The following is an 18,881-nucleotide window of genomic DNA, read 5'->3' as shown; positions in this document are numbered from 1 at the left end:
TTTATGGATTCCTATTTTCATGTTAAACCTGCCCAATCACTAAAACTAAAGCAATCATTACCATCAAGCTGCCCGAAATACGACTCACAATTTTTACTGCTGTAGGTCGCGTTCTTAGTAATTTTTTTGCAGTTACACCCACTAACATATACACCACAGCACAACTTAGTAAATGAATCATACCTAACATCATAATTTGTACTGTTGGAGAAAGTGCCATTTTCGGATGTATAAATGGTGGCAATAGCGCAAAAAATAAAAAAAGAACCTTTGGATTTAAGCCGCTAATACCCACACCTTTAATCAACCATGCTTTAGCATTCAGTAATGATCGAGGCTGCCCATCAGCATGTGAAATGGTGGCTGGCTGTAATAACAGATGAACTCCCATCCACAGTAAATATCCCGCACCTAATACTGTCATTGCCGTCATTAGAATAGGAAAATGATTTAACAGCGAGCCTACACCTGCTGCAACACATAAAATTGCAATTAAATGTCCTAAAATCAATCCAGTAACTGCAGTACTAACAAACTTTCCCTCAATCCCTGCCAAAATTGCATAAGCCCAATCGGCACCAGGTGTAAGCACAAATAGAATTGAAACACTCCAGAAAGCTAAAATTACACTTAATTCCATAATGCGACCCTATATCCCAATGACATACTGTTTTCAGCGCTTGATATTTAAACCAATTGGTAAATATCGCTTTGAGATAATAGGCTTTTGTGATTAAAATGTTATTCTAAATAATTCCATACATCTAAAATGAAAAGGTAGTTTCTTCTAAATGGATCGCATTGATAAGAAAATTATTGCTGAACTCCAAGCAAATGGGCGATTATCTATCACTGAACTGGCAGAGAGAGTTGGACTAAGCTTATCTCCATGTCATCGTCGTGTGAAAGCATTGGAAGAATCAGGAATTATCAAAGGCTATCATGCAGATCTGGAAGCATCAAAAATTGGGTTGAACTTTTCAGCTATTATTTTCGTGACGTTAAAAGATGGAGATAAAAAGGCTTTATCCAGTTTTGAAGAAAAAGTCAGTGAAATCGCAAATGTAACACAAGCCCAACGTCTATTTGGAAACCCAGATTATCTATTACATGTGGTTACCAAAGATTTGGCAAGTTTTCAAAAATTATATGATGATAGCTTATCTGCCCTACCCAACGTGCAACGCCTTACCTCCACAATTGTCATGAAAAATGTGGTATTTAATCGATTATTGCCCCTTTAAGATAAAAATTATATAAATAAATATCAATTAGATACCCTACCATCAATCGCATAATACGATAATTTACTTAATATACTGAAATCTATAATCGAACACTTGACCATCTGTTGAAATCTTGGTCTATACTTAGCCATCACACAACTTGATGACTATGGAAAGATGGCTTCTCAAACTCCTCAAAAAACGAATAAAAAAGTTTGGCTTTTATTTGCAATCATCGTTGGTTTGGTCATTGTTCTCATTGCCTTACGGTTAACTGGAATTACTAAAAAATCAACAACGGACAAGCCGCCAAAAGCTACAGAACAGACTGAGCAAAAATCGGCTCTCACGGTAACAGTCGTTGAGCCAGTATTACAAAACTGGAAACAAAGCTTTACTGCCAATGGCAATGTCGCTGCATGGCAAGAAGTGGTAATTGGTAGTGAGTTATCTGGTCAACGCCTTACTCGGGTCAATGTCAACGTTGGTGATCAGGTTAAACGCGGACAGGTTTTAGCCGAAATAAATAGCGATACGATTCGTGCAGATCTTGCAGCAGCCAAAGCCAGTTATGCAGAAGCCCAAGCAGTTCTTGCAGATGCATCAGCTAATCTTAAACGTGTTCAGCAGCTAAAAAATACAGGCGCTATCTCAGTTCAAGAGTCTGCACAATATCAAACTTCTCAAGCGACCGCCCAAGCACGCTTAGATGCAGCCAAGGCACAAATTGAAAGTAATCAGTTGCGTTTAACTCAAACCAGAGTTGTTTCCCCTGATAACGGCGTGATTTCTGCTCGTAGTGCAACTGTCGGGTCTTTGGCGCAAACAGGACAAGAATTATTCAGGTTAATTAGAGATCACCGCTTAGAATGGCGGGCTGAAGTAACCACAACCGATCTCTATAAACTCAGACAAGGTATGGTCGCCGAAATTATTTCTCCCGACCCTACTCAACCGAAGATTAAAGGTAAAGTGCGAATGATCGCACCTGTTATCGACCCGCAAACACGCTATGGGATTGTGTATGTCGATTTACCTTCGACACAAGCTGTCCGCATGGGGATGTTTGTTAAAGGTGAATTTGATCTGGGACAAAAATCAGCACTCACTCTGCCTCAAAGCGCATTGTTACTCCGTGATGGTTTTACTTATATTTTCTCAGTTGACCGTAATAACCGTGTGACTCAGCAAAAAGTCACCATAGGTCGTCGTTCTGGTAATCGTGTTGAGATTCTAGATTTACCTGCAAATGTCAAAGTTGTTTCATCGGGTACAGGCTTTTTAAGTGATGGAGACCTAGTGAGCATCGCGAAAGAAATCCCTGATACACCGCTTAGTCAAAAACTTGTTACTCAGCAGGAGCGTTAAGATGAATGTTTCTGCTTGGTCGATTCGCAATCCAATTCCCGGTATTTTGTTATTTATCATGTTGGGTTTAGCGGGTTTGTTATGTTTTCACTGGATGAAAATTCAACAATTTCCCGATATTGAACTTCCAATGGTGACCGTAACGGCAGCACTTCCAGGTGCTGCTCCCCCACAATTGGAAACGGAAGTTGCCCGTAAAATTGAAAACTCGATAGCAACTTTACAAGGTCTTAGAAATCAATATACCAATATTCAAGATGGTGTAGTGAGCATCACTGCCGAGTTCCAACTTGAAAAACCGCTCCAAGAAGCCGTAGATGATGTACGGAATGCGGTTTCACAGGTACGTTCAGATTTACCAGCAGATTTACGAGATCCTATTGTCAGTAAAATCAACTTATCTGGCTCACCCATCTTAACTTATACAATTCAATCCCCGAAAATGGATGAAGAAGCATTGTCATGGTTTGTGGACTATGATATTTCCCGTGCCATGCTTCAAGTCAAAGGGGTTGGTGCAGTTTCACGTGTAGGTGGGGTCACAAGACAAGTTGAAGTTGAACTAGATCCAGAAAAACTACTCGCACTCAATGCAACGGCAACTGACATCAGTCGCCAGCTACGCCTACTCCAACAAGATGCTTCAGGCGGACAAACAAAAATAGGTGGTAGTGAACAGTCAATCCGTACAATCGCCACTGTACAAACAGCCGAAGAAATTGGCGCGATGGATATCGCACTGAGTGACGGGCGACATATCCGTCTCGATCAAGTAGCAACGATTCATGATGGTATTGCCGAAAGACGCTCAGCTGCGTTATTAAATGGAAAACCTGTAATCGGCTTTGAAATTACGCGCAGTAAAGGTGCCAGTGAAGTTGATGTTGAAAAAGGAGTTATCCTTGCATTGGATAAACTCAAAGCATCTCATCCAGATCTTGAAATTACTGAGGCATTTAACTTTGTTCAGCCCGTTGAAGAAAACTATAAAGGGTCAATGGCACTACTTTATGAAGGTGCAATTTTAGCTGTGCTTGTCGTGTGGTTATTCTTGCGGGATTGGCGTGCCACCATTATTGCAGCGACCGCCCTACCACTCTCCATTCTACCCGCCATGATTGGCATGTATTACCTAGGTTTTACTTTAAATATTGTCACCTTGTTAGCCATGTCTTTGGTTGTCGGCATCTTAGTCGATGACGCAATTGTCGAAATTGAAAATATTATTCGCCATCTGAGGATGGGCAAAACACCTTATGAAGCGGCGATGGAGGCTGCCGACGAGATTGGTCTTGCAGTCATTGCTACAACGTTTACCCTAATCGCTGTCTTTTTGCCAACCGCCTTTATGAGTGGTATCGCTGGCAAGTTCTTTGTGCAATTTGGATGGACAGCATCCCTTGCTATTTTTGCATCCTTACTTGTCGCGCGTTTGCTGACACCAATGATGGCGGCCTATATTCTAAAACCTTGGGTCGGTAAAATTGATCATCCCTTACAGAGCGAAACTTCAAATGATCAGGGTAAAACTGGTTTAGCTAAAGATCGTGAAAATGATGGAAAAGTCATGAGCGGATATATGCGATTGGTGACTTGGTGTATTAGCCATCGTTGGATTACTTTATTTGGTGCAATCCTCTTCTTTATCGGTTCGCTCATGCTCATTCCATTGCTACCGACTGGTTTTGTTCCTCCACCTGATACAGGACAAACCCAAGTCCGCCTAGAATTGACACCTGGTTCACAATTTGCAGATACATTAAAAACTGCAGAATATGCCCGCGAATTAATTAAAGATCACCCTGAAATCAAAAGTATCTATACCACTATTGGTGGCGGCGCGGCAGGTACAGACCCTTTTGCTGGGGGTGCTTCAACTGAACCACGTAAAGCGACCTTAACGATCCAAACCACTGAGCGTAAAAGTCGTGATGCAAGTCTTCAACAAGTCGAAGATGAAATCAGACAACGGCTTGCTGAACTCCCTGGTGCCAGAATTCAAGTCGGCATAGCAGGAAACAACAGTCAATATCAATTAGCACTTTCAGGTGATGATCCTGAAACGCTGATTTCAACTGCTCGACAGTTGGAAAGAGAATTACGTACGATTCAAAATATCGGTAGCGTAACTTCAAGTGCAGCATTGATTCGCCCAGAGTTAGTGATTCGTCCAGACTTTGCAAAAGCTGCTGATCTAGGGATCACCACCTATGATATTGCTGAAACACTTCGGATTGCGACTGCGGGTGACTTCGATCAGAATTTGGCAAAGCTAAATCTTTCACAACGACAAGTACCTGTAGTCATTAAACTTCCTTTATCAGCACGACAAGATCAAGAGTTGATGAAGCGTTTGATTATTCAGGGAAGTCACGGCCCAGTAATGCTAGGCACAATCGCTGATGTCAACATTGAAAGTGGTCCATCACAAATCGATCGCTTTAATCGCATGCGTAATATCAATTTAAATATTGAGCTCAATAACCAACCTTTAGGAGATATTGCAGCCCAAGTTGATCAATTACCTACCATGAAAAATCTACCGCCGAGCGTGACACATACCAACATTGGTGATGCAGAGGTCATGCAAGAATTATTTTCAAGTTTTGGTTTGGCAATGTTAACAGGCGTATTGTGTATCTATGTTGTGTTGGTGCTTTTATTTAAAGATTTCTTACAACCGATCACCATTTTAGTAGCATTACCATTATCGTTAGGCGGCGCTTTTGTTTTACTCCTTTTAGCAAAAAGTAGTTTTTCCATGCCAAGTTTAATTGGCTTGATCATGCTAATGGGTATCGCAAGTAAGAACTCTATTTTATTGGTCGATTATGCCATCATTGCGAGGAACGAAAAGGGCTACTCACGTTTCAATGCTTTACTCGATGCCTGCCATAAACGTGCGCGTCCTATTATTATGACCACATTAGCAATGGGTGCAGGCATGTTACCAATTGCTTTAGGGGTAGGAACTGATCCTAGTTTCCGTTCTCCAATGGCAATTTCTGTAATTGGCGGATTGATTACCAGTACATTCTTATCCTTGCTGGTTATTCCCGTGGTTTACACATTTATTGATGATATTCATCAAAAGCTGTTTAACTTCAAAAAGAATAAACCATTACCGACAGAAACTTCCTAGTAAAAAATAAAAAAGACGGTTTTATAACCGTCTTTTTTATTCATAGGAATATCTATGATTTCGCTAATGCTTTTTCAATATCCGCTTCCAAAGCTTCAGGTTTAGTGGTCGGTGCGTAACGACCTAATACTTCACCATTGCGTCCCACTAAGAACTTAGTGAAATTCCATTTGATATTACGACTACCTAAAATTCCTTTTGCTTCACGCGTTAAAAAACGGAAGATTACATGGGCCTCAGGTCCTTTAACGTCTACCTTGGCAAACATTGGAAAATTAACGCCATAATTGCGCTGGCAAAACGTTCCTATTTCCTTGTTTGTCCCAGGATCTTGCCCTCCAAACTGATTGCATGGAAAACCCAAAACCTCTAAACCTTGAGATTTATATTTTTCATAAAGTTTCTCAAGCCCTGCAAATTGTGGAGTAAAGCCACATTTACTTGCTGTATTTACAATCAGCATCACTTTACCTTTATAATCGGCAAGTGCTTTTATTTCTCCTTCTAACAACTCAGCTTCAAACTGATAAATGTTACTCATGGATAAGTTTCCTCGTCATTCTTTTCTTCTGTTTTAAGTTGTAATGATGCTGAATTTACGCAATACCGCAATCCAGTCGGTTCTGGGCCATCCTCAAACACATGCCCTAAATGTGCGTCGCAATCATGGCAGATGATTTCAGTTCTAACCATGCCATGTGAAGAATCGTCGTGCTCCTCTATAGCTGAATTATCAATCGGTCGATAAAAACTTGGCCAACCTGAACCACTGTCATATTTTGTTTCAGAGGAAAATAATTTCGCACCACAGCAACGACATACATAAATCCCTTTTTGTTTACTGTTCCAATACTGCCCAGTAAACGCCGGCTCAGTACCCTTTTTACGGGTAATGCGATATTCTTCTGGTGATAACTCTCTTTGCCATTCTCGGTCAGTTTTATTGACTTTTCCCATGAAAAAACTCCTTTAAATCTATGAGATTCAATGTCATGCTTCATGCTTTCCATATTTACGCTAGTCGTTGATAAATTTCTAGCGGAATTTCAAAATAGATTGTGCGTTTTCGGTAATCTATTTTTTCTTAACTTACAAAACATTGGATGGAATTATGTCCGTTATCAGTAACACTACGCCACGAGAAATTAAAAAATCATCTAAGCTCGAGCATGTTTGCTACGACATTCGTGGACCTGTGTTACGAGCCGCCAATGAGATGGAAGAGCAAGGGCATAAAATTATCAAGCTCAATATCGGTAACCCTGCACCATTTGGTTTTGAAGCACCTCAAGAGATTATCAATGATGTTGCTTTAAACTTACCAAATGCGATTGGTTATACCGATTCTAAAGGTATTTTCCCTGCACGTAAGGCAATCTGCCAGTACTACCAACAAAAAGGTATTTTTGATATGCACGTCAATGATGTGTATGTCGGAAACGGTGTTTCAGAACTTATTGTAATGGCAATGCAAGGCTTATTAGACGACGGCGATGAAATGCTGGTTCCAATGCCTGATTATCCGTTATGGACCGCAGCAGTTAATCTGTCGGGTGGTACAGCAATCCATTATAAATGTGATGAGGAAAACTACTGGTATCCTGATATTGCTGATATGGAAAGTAAGATCACACCGAATACCCGCGGAATCGTGGTGATCAATCCCAATAATCCAACAGGTTCAGTCTACCCTCGCCATGTTTTAGCACAAATTGTTGCTTTGGCGAAAAAGTATGATTTGATTTTATTTGCGGATGAGATCTACGACAAAATTATATATGACGGGATTGAACATGTTTCAGTTGCTACATTAGCTGGTGATCAACTCTGCGTATCGTTTAATGGTCTATCCAAAGCATATCGTATCGCAGGTTATCGTGCGGGATGGATGGCAATTACAGGTAATAAAGCACGTGCTGCTGATTATATTGAAGGCCTAGATATGTTGGCTTCAATGCGTCTATGTGCGAACCATCAAGCCCAATATGCAATTCAAACCGCTTTGGGTGGCTACCAATCGATTAATGATTTGATCCGTCCAGGTGGTCGATTATACGAACAACGTAATATTGCTTGGGAAATGCTCAATGAAATCCCAGGTGTAAGTTGTGTTAAGCCTGAAGGTGCGATGTACTGTTTCCCGAGACTTGATCCAACTGTATATGCCGTCGAGGATGATGAAGCGTTAATGCTTGATTTGTTGAAAGCAGAAAAGGTATTACTCGTACAAGGTACAGGATTTAACTGGCCAACACCTGATCATTTCCGTGTGGTATTTTTACCAGCAGAAAATGAACTTCGTGAAGCAATTAATCGTTTAGGCCGCTTCCTCGCCACTCGTCGCTAATAAAAAATTAAAGCAATGTCTTCACTAGACATTGCTTTTTTTATTTTTAGAAGAGTTCGTCTGTCATTACACAAAACCGCACCAATATGATGCAATCATATGAAAAACCCATAAATACTCAAATAAACACCTGATATTATTAAAATTAAAAAGTAAATGTTCTCGAGTCACTTCAGTTGCTTAAATCTTTAATCACATCCATTTTCATTCTAGACAAAAGTCTAATAAAAAATAATTTTGCCAATGATTTAAACCCTAAAACTTCAAATAATAGCCGCCGATGTCATGTCGGATTTAGACATAGCACTTCGATGGAAAACTAGAAAACAGGATTGTAATTGATGATTAAAACGGTTAAATCATTAGGATTAGCATGCACTTTGCTTGCAGCTTCAGTTTCATTGTACGCGAAAAATAATGTCGTGATTATGGCGACTGGTGGCACGATAGCAGGCGCTGGCGCAAGCTCAACCAATAGCGCAACTTATACAGCTGCGAAAGTTCCTGTAGAAACTTTAATTAATTCAGTTCCTCAAATTAAAGATTTAGCAAACGTAAGCGGTGTTCAAGCTCTACAAATTGCGTCAGAGAATATTACCGATAAAGAACTTTTATCACTTGCACGCCAAGTCAACGATTTAGTCAAAAAACCTTCTGTGAATGGCGTTGTGATTACCCATGGTTCAGATACGCTTGAAGAAACGGCATTCTTTTTAAACCTTGTCGTTCATACTGACAAACCAATTGTTTTAGTAGGTTCAATGCGCCCGTCTACCGCACTTTCGGCTGATGGCCCGCTTAACCTATATAGTGCTGTTGCCCTTGCTTCTTCTGATGAAGCAAAAAATAAAGGCGTACTGGTATTGATGAATGACTCAATCTTTGCTGCACGCGATGTAACCAAAGGAATCAACATCCATACCAACGCTTTTGTAAGTCAATGGGGAGCTTTAGGAACTGTTGTTGAAGGAAAACCATATTGGTTTAGAAATAGTATTAAACGTCATACGAAGACATCAGAATTTAATATTGAACAGATTAAAGGTGAACAGTTACCTGTTGTTCAAATTGTTTATGGTTCCGACTCAATGAAACCTGATGCTTATCTTGCTTATGCAAAGGCTGGAGCGCAAGCAATCATCAATGCGGGTACGGGTAACGGCTCTGTTGCAAAATACTTAGTGCCAACTTTACAACAACTACACGATGACAACGGTATTCAAATTATCCGTTCTTCTCGAGTCGCTCAAGGTTTTGTTTTACGTAATGCGGAACAACCTGATGACAAATATGGTTGGGTTGCTGCACATGACCTTGATCCACAAAAAGCACGCATTCTCGCGGCATTGGCACTCACTAAAACCAATGATGCTAAAGAAATTCAACGGATGTTCTGGGAGTATTAATTTACGTCCATAACGACTAAACCGATGTATATGATCAAATCGCATATACATCGGTTTTTTAGTTTCTGAGCCGAATACAAAGCAGATATGATCTTATTGCAAAAATATTAGACAACAGCCATAGACAGAGCGTGTTAGAATAATCGGCGGTCGCGTTAAGGATAGATCTATGCAGTTTGTTCATCTTGGTATTCATACAGAGTTTTCGATTACAGAGTCGATTGTTCGCATACCCGATTTGGTCAAAGCTGCTATAAACGATGAAATGCCTGCTCTGGCATTAACTGACCTGTCAAACCTACATGCTGCAGTGAAGTTCTATGAAGCATGCCTTAAGAAAGGAATTAAACCGATTTTAGGCAGCGTCATTCGACTCAATGATGCTGAACATCGCGCGACACTCTTGGCGATGAGCAATACAGGTTGGCGGAACCTGACAGAAATTGTATCTCGTGGTTTTATCGAAGGACAACAACTCAGTATCCCCTGCGTCCAAAAAGAATGGGTGCTCGAACAATCTGAGGATTTGATTATCCTGTTGGGGCAACACAGTGATGTGGGTAAGATGCTCTGCTCGTCAAATCCACAAAAAGCAGAACCTTTGTTAGAAGCATGGGTTGAAAAATTTGGTAACCGTGTCTATTTGGCCTTAACACGTACCGAACGCGCGGGTGAAGAAGACTTTATTCAAGAGGCAGTCAAACTCGCTGCAAAATACCAAATTGGTGTCATCGCACACAATGATATCCATTTTATTGACAAAGATGACTTTTACGCACATGAAGCTCGCGTTTGTATTGCTGATGGTTATGTATTGGGTGATGATAAACGTCCAAAAAATTATAGCCCCGAACAATATTTCAAAACTGGACAGCAAATGTCTGAGCTATTCTCAGATATTCCAAGCGCGATTGAAAATACATATTATGTCGCACAGCGCTGCAATGTAGCACTACAACTCGGGACCTATTTCTTACCTGACTTCCCTATCCCTGATGGCTATACCATCGATACCTATTTTGAGCATCTATCTCGTCAAGGCTTAGAAGAACGCTTAAATCATCTTTATCCAATATCAGAGCGAGATGAAGATTGGGATGATATCCGTAAACCCTATGATGAACGAATCAAATATGAAGTTGATATCATCTTAAAAATGGGTTTCCCCGGCTACTTCCTCATCGTCATGGACTTTATCCAATGGGCAAAAAATAATGGGGTACCCGTCGGACCAGGACGAGGTTCGGGTGCAGGTTCCTTGGTCGCGTATAGTTTAAAAATTACCGATCTCGATCCACTTCGATATGATCTACTCTTTGAACGCTTCTTGAACCCAGAACGTGTTTCAATGCCCGATTTTGATGTGGATTTCTGTATTGCAGGACGTGATCGCGTTATCGAATATGTAGCTCAAAACTATGGTCGCCAAGCTGTTTCCCAGATTGCGACCTTTGGTACCATGGCGGCAAAAGGTGCCATTCGAGATGTTGCACGTGTCTTGGGTAAATCATATGGGCTTGCAGACCGTATCTCAAAAATGGTGCCAACCAAACCGCTTGGTGTTGATCTGGCGACTGCGATTGATATGGAACCGCAACTTAAAGATATCGTCACCAATCCATCCAACCCAGACAATGATGATGCGGCTGAAATTTGGGAAATGGCACTTAAACTTGAAGGTATCACACGAAATACGGGTAAACACGCTGGTGGTGTGGTTATCGCTCCGGGGAAAATTACCGATTACTCTGCAGTATTATGTGATCCAGATGGTACCAACCGCGTCGCACAATATGATAAAGATGATGTCGAAGCAGCGGGATTAGTCAAATTTGACTTCTTGGGTTTACGAAACCTTACTGTAATTGAGGATGCCGTTCAGAATATTAATAAAAGAATCAAATCTGAAACTCCACTCGAAATCGCAAATGTCCCGTTGGACGACAAAGATGCATATTTAGTTTTTGCGGAAGCGAATACGACCGCGGTATTCCAGTTTGAATCCGTCGGCATGAAAAAAATGCTTAAAGAAGCAAGGCCAAGTAAATTCGAAGAAATTATTGCCTTCGTTTCTTTATATCGTCCTGGCCCAATGGATCTGATTCCTGACTTTATTCATCGTATGCACGGTGGCGAGTTTGAATATTTACATCCATTACTCGAAAGCGTTTTAGAACCGACTTATGGCATCATGGTTTACCAAGAACAGGTAATGCAAGCAGCACAATTCTGTGCGGGTTACACCTTGGGTGGTGCAGATTTACTTCGTCGAGCCATGGGTAAAAAGAAACCTGAAGAAATGGTAAAACAACGCCAAATCTTTATTAAAGGTGCCGCAGAAAAGGATATTGATGAAGCAACAGCCAACCATATCTTTGATTATATGGAAAAATTCGCAGGCTATGGTTTTAACAAATCACATGCTGCTGCCTATGCCCTTGTTGCCTATCATACCGCTTGGTTAAAAGCTCATTACCCTGCTGAGTTTATGGCAGCTGTTTTATCATCGGAAATGCAGAACACTGACAGTATCGTGTTCTTAATTGATGACTGCCGTAACAATAAGCTCGAAGTACTTCCTCCTTCTGTAAATATGTCTTTATATCATTTCCATGCCAGTGACGAACGTACTATTGTCTACGGTTTAGGTGCGATTAAAGGTGTTGGCGAACAGGCAATGCAGTCTGTGATCGACTCACGCATTAAAGAAGGTCCATATAAAGACTTGTTCGATTTTTGTCATCGTATTGACTTAAAGAAAATCAATAAACGTACACTTGAAGCACTCATCCGCGCTGGTGCATTAGATTGTCTCGGCATTGAGCGTTCAAGCTTAATGGCTCAACTGCCTGAAGCCGTGCAAGCAGCTGAACAGGCACGTAGTAATCGTGAAACAGGCATTATGGATTTGTTTGGTGAAGTTGAAGAGGTTCAACGCAAACCAGCCAAACCTGTCAAACCTTGGTCGGATGAAGTTCGATTAAAAGGTGAAAAAGATACGCTTGGCCTGTATTTAACCGGTCATCCAATTGATGTTTATCGTCCAGAATTAAAAGCCTTTATTCCAGCAAAACTGAATGAACTGACACCGACTCGTCGCGGAGTTACAACTGTCTTTGCTGGCTTGGTCGTGGATATCGCCAACTTCCCAAATCGGATTATGATCACCTTAGATGATGGTACTTCACGTGTAGAAATCAGTTGCAATCATGAACGTTTCCAACGTTACAAAGAAATTGTTCGACTTGAACAAGTGGTTGTCATTGAAGGTGAAATTTATGAACGTGAAGGTTTTGACCGCCCAATGGCGCGTTTGAGCAAAGCATTTAGCTTGAATGAAATCCGCCAAAAACGCGCTCAAAGCATTCAAATACAGCTAAGCCCTGATTTAATGACCAAATCTTTAGCCAAAGATCTACAAACCATTCTCCTTCCGTATTGTAATGTCTATATGAGTCAACATATTGGCTTACAGTTACAAATTGAGCAAAGCTTTGCATATGCTGAAGTACATCTAGGACCGCAATGGAAAGTTGCCCCTCAAGATGAACTACTCGCTAAATTACGTGATTATTTTGGAAAAGATGCTATTTTCATCGAATATCAAGTGAAATCAAAAGCTGCCAAAGCAATCGAAAAACCTAAAGTTAGCACTGTCGCAACACCACCTGAAAATATGTCTATGGATGAAGCTTTGGACCTTTATCAAGCCGAAGTTTCTCAATATTCTTAAATTTGGATGATATATGAATCAGTTTGAGCAAAATAATGTGACCAAACCATTGGATCATGTCCGTATTGTTATGGTCAATACAACTCTCCCAGCAAATATTGGTAGTGCTTTACGTGCCATGAAAACCATGGGATTATCCAAATTAGTATTAGTTGCACCTAAAACATATCCTCATCCAGATATTGATGCCTTAGCAGCAGGTGCACAAGATTTAATCGAACATATTGAAATTGTAGAAACGCTCGAACAAGCGATTCAAGACTGTCATCTTGTTTTTGGAACCAGCGCGCGTAGTCGTACTATTCCATGGCCATTATTAGACGTACGTCCAGCAGCAAAAGAAGCACTTCAAGCGGCTACACAACAACAAAATATTGCCATTGTTTTTGGTCGTGAAGATCGAGGTTTGACTAATGAAGAGCTTGCTCTCGCCAATTATCATTTAACAATTCCTGTAAATCCTGAATATGGCGTGTTAAATGTGGCTCAAGCCATTCAAGTCGTATGCTACGAGTTAAGAATGGCGGCACTAGAGCAAGTCAGTCCAGTGGTTGACACATCAAATGAGCAAATGCAACTTAAACAACAGCAAACCATGCAATGGGACGAACCGCTTGTAACCCAACAGCAAATGGAAGAGTTTTATCCTCATTTTGAGAAAATGTTGACTGAAATTGAATTTTTAGACCCTGATAATCCTCGTTTACTGCCTTTACGCTTGCGTCGTTTATTCGGAAGGATACAATTAGATCGTATGGAATATCATTTATTACGCGGTGTTTTCAGTCGTGTACAGTCTCTAGCGAATGGTTCATGGAAAAAATCTCAATCGGAGGATCATAACAAATGATTAAACAGCTTAAAGAAGATATAGAGGCTGTATTTGCACGTGATCCTGCGGCACGCAATACGCTTGAAGTTTTAACCACTTATCCAGGGATTCATGCATTAATCATGCATCGAATGGCACATGAACTTTGGAAAAAAGAATTTAAAGGGACTGCTCGCTTACTGTCATCTTTCAGTCGTTTTGCCACAGGGATCGAAATCCATCCAGGCGCAAAAATTGGCAAACGTTTTTTCATTGATCATGGCATGGGGGTTGTGATTGGTGAAACAGCTGAAATTGGTAACGATGTCACGCTGTATCATGGCGTTACTCTGGGTGGTACCACATGGAATAAAGGTAAACGTCATCCAACCTTGGAAGATGGCGTGGTGGTGGGTGCAGGTGCGAAGATCTTAGGACCATTTACAGTTCACAAAGGTGCAAAGGTTGGCTCAAATGCCGTTGTAACGAAAGAAGTTCCTGCAGGCGTTACTGCGGTGGGTAGCCCTGCCCGCTACATCTTTAAACAACAAGACACCAAAGAGCAGACAGAACAAGAAGCTTTACGACGCGATTATGCAAAAAGTATCGGTTTTGAACCCTATGCTACTACCGAAGATCAATCTGATCCTATTTTAGAAGGTATTCGTGTATTACTGGATCGTATGCAAAAGAATGAAAAGCGTATGAATACACTGTGCCAAAGATTATCATTACTTGACCCAACTTTTAACGGTCAAAACTCTAAAACTCAACCCTATAGCAAAGAAGAGTTAAAAATCATTGAAGAAGTACGTCGTGAATGTGAAGCACAGAGTACAACCTTCAAAACCGATTGAGTTAAAAAAATATAACATCTCGTACATTGCAAGTTGGTTCCGCTTTTCCTAGACTAGCGGAACCAATCATTTTTATCCTCTTACTAAAATTAATGGATGTAGATCATGAATTTTAAGCCCTTGGCATTACTTGTACTTTCAACTTCTTTTTTAACGGCTTGTGGCGTAGCGCCAACTAAAAAAGAAAATGTTGCTGAGCCATTTGTATTTAAAGAACCTGATCCTACTCCAGCATTCTATGCTTTAAATCCGATTCAATACGATGCACCGCCTAGCTTTGAGCTTGCAATCAAAGAAGCTGCTGCACAACCCGTTACAAAAATGGTCGTTTCTCTACAAAGCGATCCATCTAAATCAATGACCTTAGATGTTAACAAAATCATTATCCCAACGATCGATAGCAAGCAACGTAATGTCAAATATGCGGTACTTGCGGGTGAAAATGAAGCGGATGTCACTGAGATTGATGATTTCTTACAACTCGTAGAGGGTAAAGCACGTCACTATCCGCCACGTTTCACTGAACGTCAAGAACGTAAAGGCTATGAAGTTAAGCTTAAAGAAATCACGCATAAGCTTGATGCTTTAGCAGAAAAACCGAATGCTTCTTTTGATGTTTTGTCTCGTGCATTTAAAGCGAGTGTCATGGCACGCAACCTTGATTTAGGAACTTCTTATACCTCTAAATCTCTAAATTATGCACAACGTATCCTAGCAATGAATCCAAATGACCCAGAAACCAACTTTTGGTTCGGATTTGGCTTATCTGAAGGTGGCGGTCAACGCGAGGCGATCCCTTATTTAGATAAAGCGATTAAAGGCGGCGTACAAGAAGCGTATCTTTCTGCTGTAAATAACTATTTATGGTTAGAGCAAAAGAAAAATGCGGTTCAGACATTAAAGAACTATAAAATTAAATTCCCTGATGAAGCTGAAGTTGCAGATCGTTTAATTCGTGAAATTGAATCTGGCAAGCGCTGGAACGTATGGCAAGTGATGAATTAATTTTTTATTTCTCTATCAAATAGACTGCCCTGAGCAGTCTATTTTTTTTACATTGAAAAAACATTAATTTTTCGTATTATAAATAACATCTAAGCCTACTGTGCTCATCGATCATGTTTGCATTTCACCCGAATAAATCTTTATTTGCTGTAAGTCTACTTAGTGCAATCATGGTGAGTGGTTGCCAAGTTGTCAGTCTAAAGCAACAAGCCACAAATGTGACCATCGCCAATGAGCGTAATAGCATTTTAACGCACAAAAAACTAAGTGAAGCCAGCCTGAATGTACTTTCAATGTCTGGTAAAGAAGCGAAGCTATGCACACAAACACCTAATGAGTGTGTTGCAGATTTACATAAGATTCCACAAATTTTAGATGAACAACTCTTATCAACTGCCAGTGAGTTATATCTTGCTAAAGCATTGGCATTATCAGAATCATCAGAATGTAAAATTAGCAAACTAAGCAAACATCGCAAAGAAGAAGAACAAAAAATCATTCAACAAAAATATGAACAATGCTTAGACCAAGAACTTGAATCCTTAGATAAAAGTATTCGATATAGTTATGCATATTTATTTAAAACAGACCGTCAACCACAAGAACGTATTTTTGATAACCGACAAGTTCAAATCCGAGATTTTTATAATCAAGCGCTAACCAAATTGGTTAATGTACATAATCTTCGGAATCCCTCTAAAACCATCGCCCCAACAATAAAAATTGGGAAAAGTATCTATACGATAGATATCACCTCTTATCAACGCCTACAAAATATTCAACAGCTTGAGCAGTTTGTATCTAGCTACAATATGAATTTTTCTGGATTGAGAGCCATTAATCGTCGTGATGGTTTCGGCTCTGATTTTGTGGCGGTCTTCCCTTCTACAGAGACAAATCGCGGTGAAAATAAGTATATTCTTGACCCATTTAATTATAAATATCCGAATGGTGCCAATCCTAATATCCATAACGCACGTTATTTGGCTGCCACGATTATTGCGCAACCCAAACAAACAACAGCAAGTGTCGAAGATGTTTTAAACAACCCGAATTTTGAAATTAAAGTTTATGATCCTTATAAGATCGAAAGAGTGAATATAGCAGGCAAAGCATACTCACTAGCCGCTAACTTTTCTGCACCTTACGGTCTATGGCTAGCAGAAAATAATTTAGGCGCAGCAGCTTATCTTTCATTGATTGACCGAGATCAGCATCTCACCATGCCACATCTCTATATGTTAGAACCTTATAATCCAAATAAAAAAGTTATTGTTTTGATACATGGACTGGCAAGTAGTCCGGAGGCATGGATTGCGGTCACCAACGATATCATGGGTGATCCCGTTTTGCGTGAACATTACCAAGTATGGCAAGTCTTCTACTCAACTAATATGCCTATTTTAGAAAGCCGTTTCCAAACTTATGCATTATTAAAACAAGCTTTTTCCTCAATAAATCCTAAAGATGCTGCTGCGAAAGATGCTGTTTTAATTGGACATAGTATGGGGGGCATTATTAGCCGCTTGTTGGTCAGTGATGTTGATCTATCCAAACAAGCATTGGAAATGATGAGCAGTCGTCAACAAACTCAGCTGAGAAAGCATCCTGTAATCAGTGAACGATTAAAAATGAAGCCTATTACCAATTTTAATCGTGCTGTTTTCTTGGCTTCACCTCATCGTGGCACTGATTATGCAGACCGTTGGTTTACCCTCGCTGCTCGGAAAATTATTCGTTTACCTGCGACTTTCCTTACAACCCTCACAGACACACTCACCAGTGATGATATGGATCTGAAAGATTTTGTTAAAACATTGACCAATGATGTCATCCAAAATGGTCCAAGTGATTTAAGTAAAAAGTCAAAATTTATGGAATTAACGGCTGATGTTCCACCTGAAAAAGGTCTAGTCTTCCACTCCATTTTAGGGAATATTACCAAAAGTAATGATCCAAATATCATCACAGACGGAATCGTTCCATATAAAAGTGCTCACTTAGATGGCGCGGTTTCAGAAAAAGTTTTACATGGCGGGCATTCTATTCAAGAAACGCCAGAGGCGATACTTGAATTACGTCGTATTCTTCGTCTGCATCTTGTTGACCATGGCTTGTATAAGCCATGATCAGCAATACATAAATCTTTCGGATAGAAATAATGTTAGATTTTAAAAATGATTTAAATAAATTATTTCAGAAAAATTCAGATGAGTTACTAACTAAATTCTTATCAATATCAGCACTACCCAAAGATTGCTATTTAAGAATGCAAACCTCAACACTCTGTGAATATGATAAAGACCATGTTTACTTTATACATACCAACGAAGAATTTCGAATTAAGTCATTTTTTGAACTAATTAAATCCTTTTACAGCCTCAGAGGAGTTAATGAACATTTTTCAAAAGCTTTCAGCACTAAAACATTAGAATTTTTAAGCAATATACCTGATAATTTTACAGAGACCGTCTTTTTAAAATATCAAGAAGAACTATATTTAAAGTATTGGGAAGATATCTCACCTGACAAGTATAATTTTTTCAAAGTATTAAGAACACGCTATTCCGAAAAAATTAGTGCAGAGGCATATACAGAGTTTCTATATTTTTTCTTAAAAGATGATTTCGAACTAAAAAAACAAAAGAATTTTGACAAATTCATTAACAAAATAAATGCCAATATGTACTTGGCATTAAATATAAAAAAAAATATTAGATAAAGAATTTGAAAAATATAATAGATTCCCTCCAGCTGGAAATTTCATTGATTTCACACTACATAATAGAGAAAATATTTATGTTTTTAATCACATTGAACACCCTGCTATCCGTAGTATCGTGTTCTACAATGCTTTCTTCTCTATCTCTATGATCAAAAAAGATTATGAACAAGCTTTAAAATGGATTTTTATACAATCAGATATAACATCATTCTTTTTTAAAATCTGTTTTAAATTTTATAAAGATAATTTATTAGTTTATAC

Annotated in this window: 14 protein-coding genes; 11 read left to right on the top strand and 3 right to left on the bottom strand. The window is 39.6% G+C overall.

Annotation, left to right across the window (positions count from 1 at the left end; translation table 11 throughout):
* Positions 1 to 22: 22 nt before the first annotated feature.
* Positions 23 to 640: a LysE family translocator gene (locus DK207_RS07625; RefSeq protein ID WP_109440667.1), complete on the bottom strand. Its 618-nt coding sequence runs from the start codon at positions 638 to 640 to the stop codon at positions 23 to 25.
* A gap of 151 nt (positions 641 to 791) precedes the next feature.
* Between DK207_RS07625 and DK207_RS07620 the strand changes: the two genes are divergently transcribed.
* The 3 genes from DK207_RS07620 to DK207_RS07610 all read left to right on the top strand — a co-directional run bounded on the left by DK207_RS07620 (position 792) and on the right by DK207_RS07610 (position 5,736).
* On the top strand, positions 792 to 1,244 hold the full coding sequence (locus DK207_RS07620; RefSeq protein WP_004639361.1) for an Lrp/AsnC family transcriptional regulator: 453 nt from the start codon (positions 792 to 794) through the stop codon (positions 1,242 to 1,244).
* A gap of 159 nt (positions 1,245 to 1,403) precedes the next feature.
* The gene (locus DK207_RS07615) at positions 1,404 to 2,594 is read left to right on the top strand and encodes an efflux RND transporter periplasmic adaptor subunit (protein WP_109440666.1); all 1,191 of its coding nucleotides are present in this window, start codon (positions 1,404 to 1,406) and stop codon (positions 2,592 to 2,594) included.
* A gap of 1 nt (position 2,595) precedes the next feature.
* Positions 2,596 to 5,736 (top strand): efflux RND transporter permease subunit, encoded by a 3,141-nt coding sequence (locus tag DK207_RS07610; RefSeq protein ID WP_109440665.1) that lies wholly within the window; start codon positions 2,596 to 2,598, stop codon positions 5,734 to 5,736.
* 52 nt (positions 5,737 to 5,788) lie between these two features.
* Here the strand turns inward: DK207_RS07610 and DK207_RS07605 are convergent, their stop codons facing one another.
* A complete protein-coding gene (locus DK207_RS07605) occupies positions 5,789 to 6,277 on the bottom strand; it encodes a glutathione peroxidase (RefSeq protein WP_109440664.1) in 489 nt (162 codons plus the stop codon).
* Positions 6,274 to 6,693 carry a peptide-methionine (R)-S-oxide reductase MsrB gene (gene msrB, locus DK207_RS07600; RefSeq protein WP_109440663.1) on the bottom strand — a complete coding sequence of 140 codons (420 nt, stop codon included), beginning with the start codon at positions 6,691 to 6,693 and terminating at the stop codon, positions 6,274 to 6,276. The genes DK207_RS07605 and msrB overlap by 4 nt, the downstream gene beginning before the upstream one ends.
* A gap of 154 nt (positions 6,694 to 6,847) precedes the next feature.
* On the opposite strand from msrB, the gene DK207_RS07595 reads away from it, so the two are divergent.
* The 8 genes from DK207_RS07595 (at position 6,848) to DK207_RS07560 (ending at position 18,617) form a co-directional block, all read left to right on the top strand.
* Positions 6,848 to 8,083 (top strand): pyridoxal phosphate-dependent aminotransferase, encoded by a 1,236-nt coding sequence (locus tag DK207_RS07595; RefSeq protein ID WP_109440662.1) that lies wholly within the window; start codon positions 6,848 to 6,850, stop codon positions 8,081 to 8,083.
* Positions 8,084 to 8,421: 338 nt separating this feature from the next.
* Positions 8,422 to 9,489: a type II asparaginase gene (locus tag DK207_RS07590; RefSeq protein WP_109440661.1), complete on the top strand. Its 1,068-nt coding sequence runs from the start codon at positions 8,422 to 8,424 to the stop codon at positions 9,487 to 9,489.
* 169 nt (positions 9,490 to 9,658) lie between these two features.
* Positions 9,659 to 13,222 carry a DNA polymerase III subunit alpha gene (dnaE, locus tag DK207_RS07585; protein WP_109440660.1) on the top strand — a complete coding sequence of 1,188 codons (3,564 nt, stop codon included), beginning with the start codon at positions 9,659 to 9,661 and terminating at the stop codon, positions 13,220 to 13,222.
* Between the two features lie 13 nt (positions 13,223 to 13,235).
* Positions 13,236 to 14,072: an RNA methyltransferase gene (locus DK207_RS07580; protein WP_109440659.1), complete on the top strand. Its 837-nt coding sequence runs from the start codon at positions 13,236 to 13,238 to the stop codon at positions 14,070 to 14,072.
* Positions 14,069 to 14,890, top strand: coding sequence for a serine O-acetyltransferase (gene cysE, locus DK207_RS07575; protein ID WP_109440658.1), 822 nt, complete (start codon positions 14,069 to 14,071; stop codon positions 14,888 to 14,890). The genes DK207_RS07580 and cysE overlap by 4 nt, the downstream gene beginning before the upstream one ends.
* 105 nt (positions 14,891 to 14,995) lie before the next feature.
* The gene (locus DK207_RS07570) at positions 14,996 to 15,895 is read left to right on the top strand and encodes an ABUW_2363 family tetratricopeptide repeat lipoprotein (RefSeq protein ID WP_109440657.1); all 900 of its coding nucleotides are present in this window, start codon (positions 14,996 to 14,998) and stop codon (positions 15,893 to 15,895) included.
* Positions 15,896 to 16,008: 113 nt separating this feature from the next.
* Positions 16,009 to 18,024 carry an esterase/lipase family protein gene (locus DK207_RS07565; RefSeq protein WP_109440656.1) on the top strand — a complete coding sequence of 672 codons (2,016 nt, stop codon included), beginning with the start codon at positions 16,009 to 16,011 and terminating at the stop codon, positions 18,022 to 18,024.
* A 32-nt stretch (positions 18,025 to 18,056) separates the two neighbouring features.
* Positions 18,057 to 18,617 carry a hypothetical protein gene (locus tag DK207_RS07560; RefSeq protein WP_109440655.1) on the top strand — a complete coding sequence of 187 codons (561 nt, stop codon included), beginning with the start codon at positions 18,057 to 18,059 and terminating at the stop codon, positions 18,615 to 18,617.
* The last annotated feature ends 264 nt before the right edge of the window (positions 18,618 to 18,881 follow it).

It is taken from the genome of Acinetobacter haemolyticus, from assembly GCF_900406815.1.
Taxonomy (GTDB): Bacteria; Pseudomonadota; Gammaproteobacteria; order Pseudomonadales; family Moraxellaceae; genus Acinetobacter; species Acinetobacter haemolyticus_A.
This window is presented reverse-complemented; position numbering and strand designations above follow the sequence as displayed.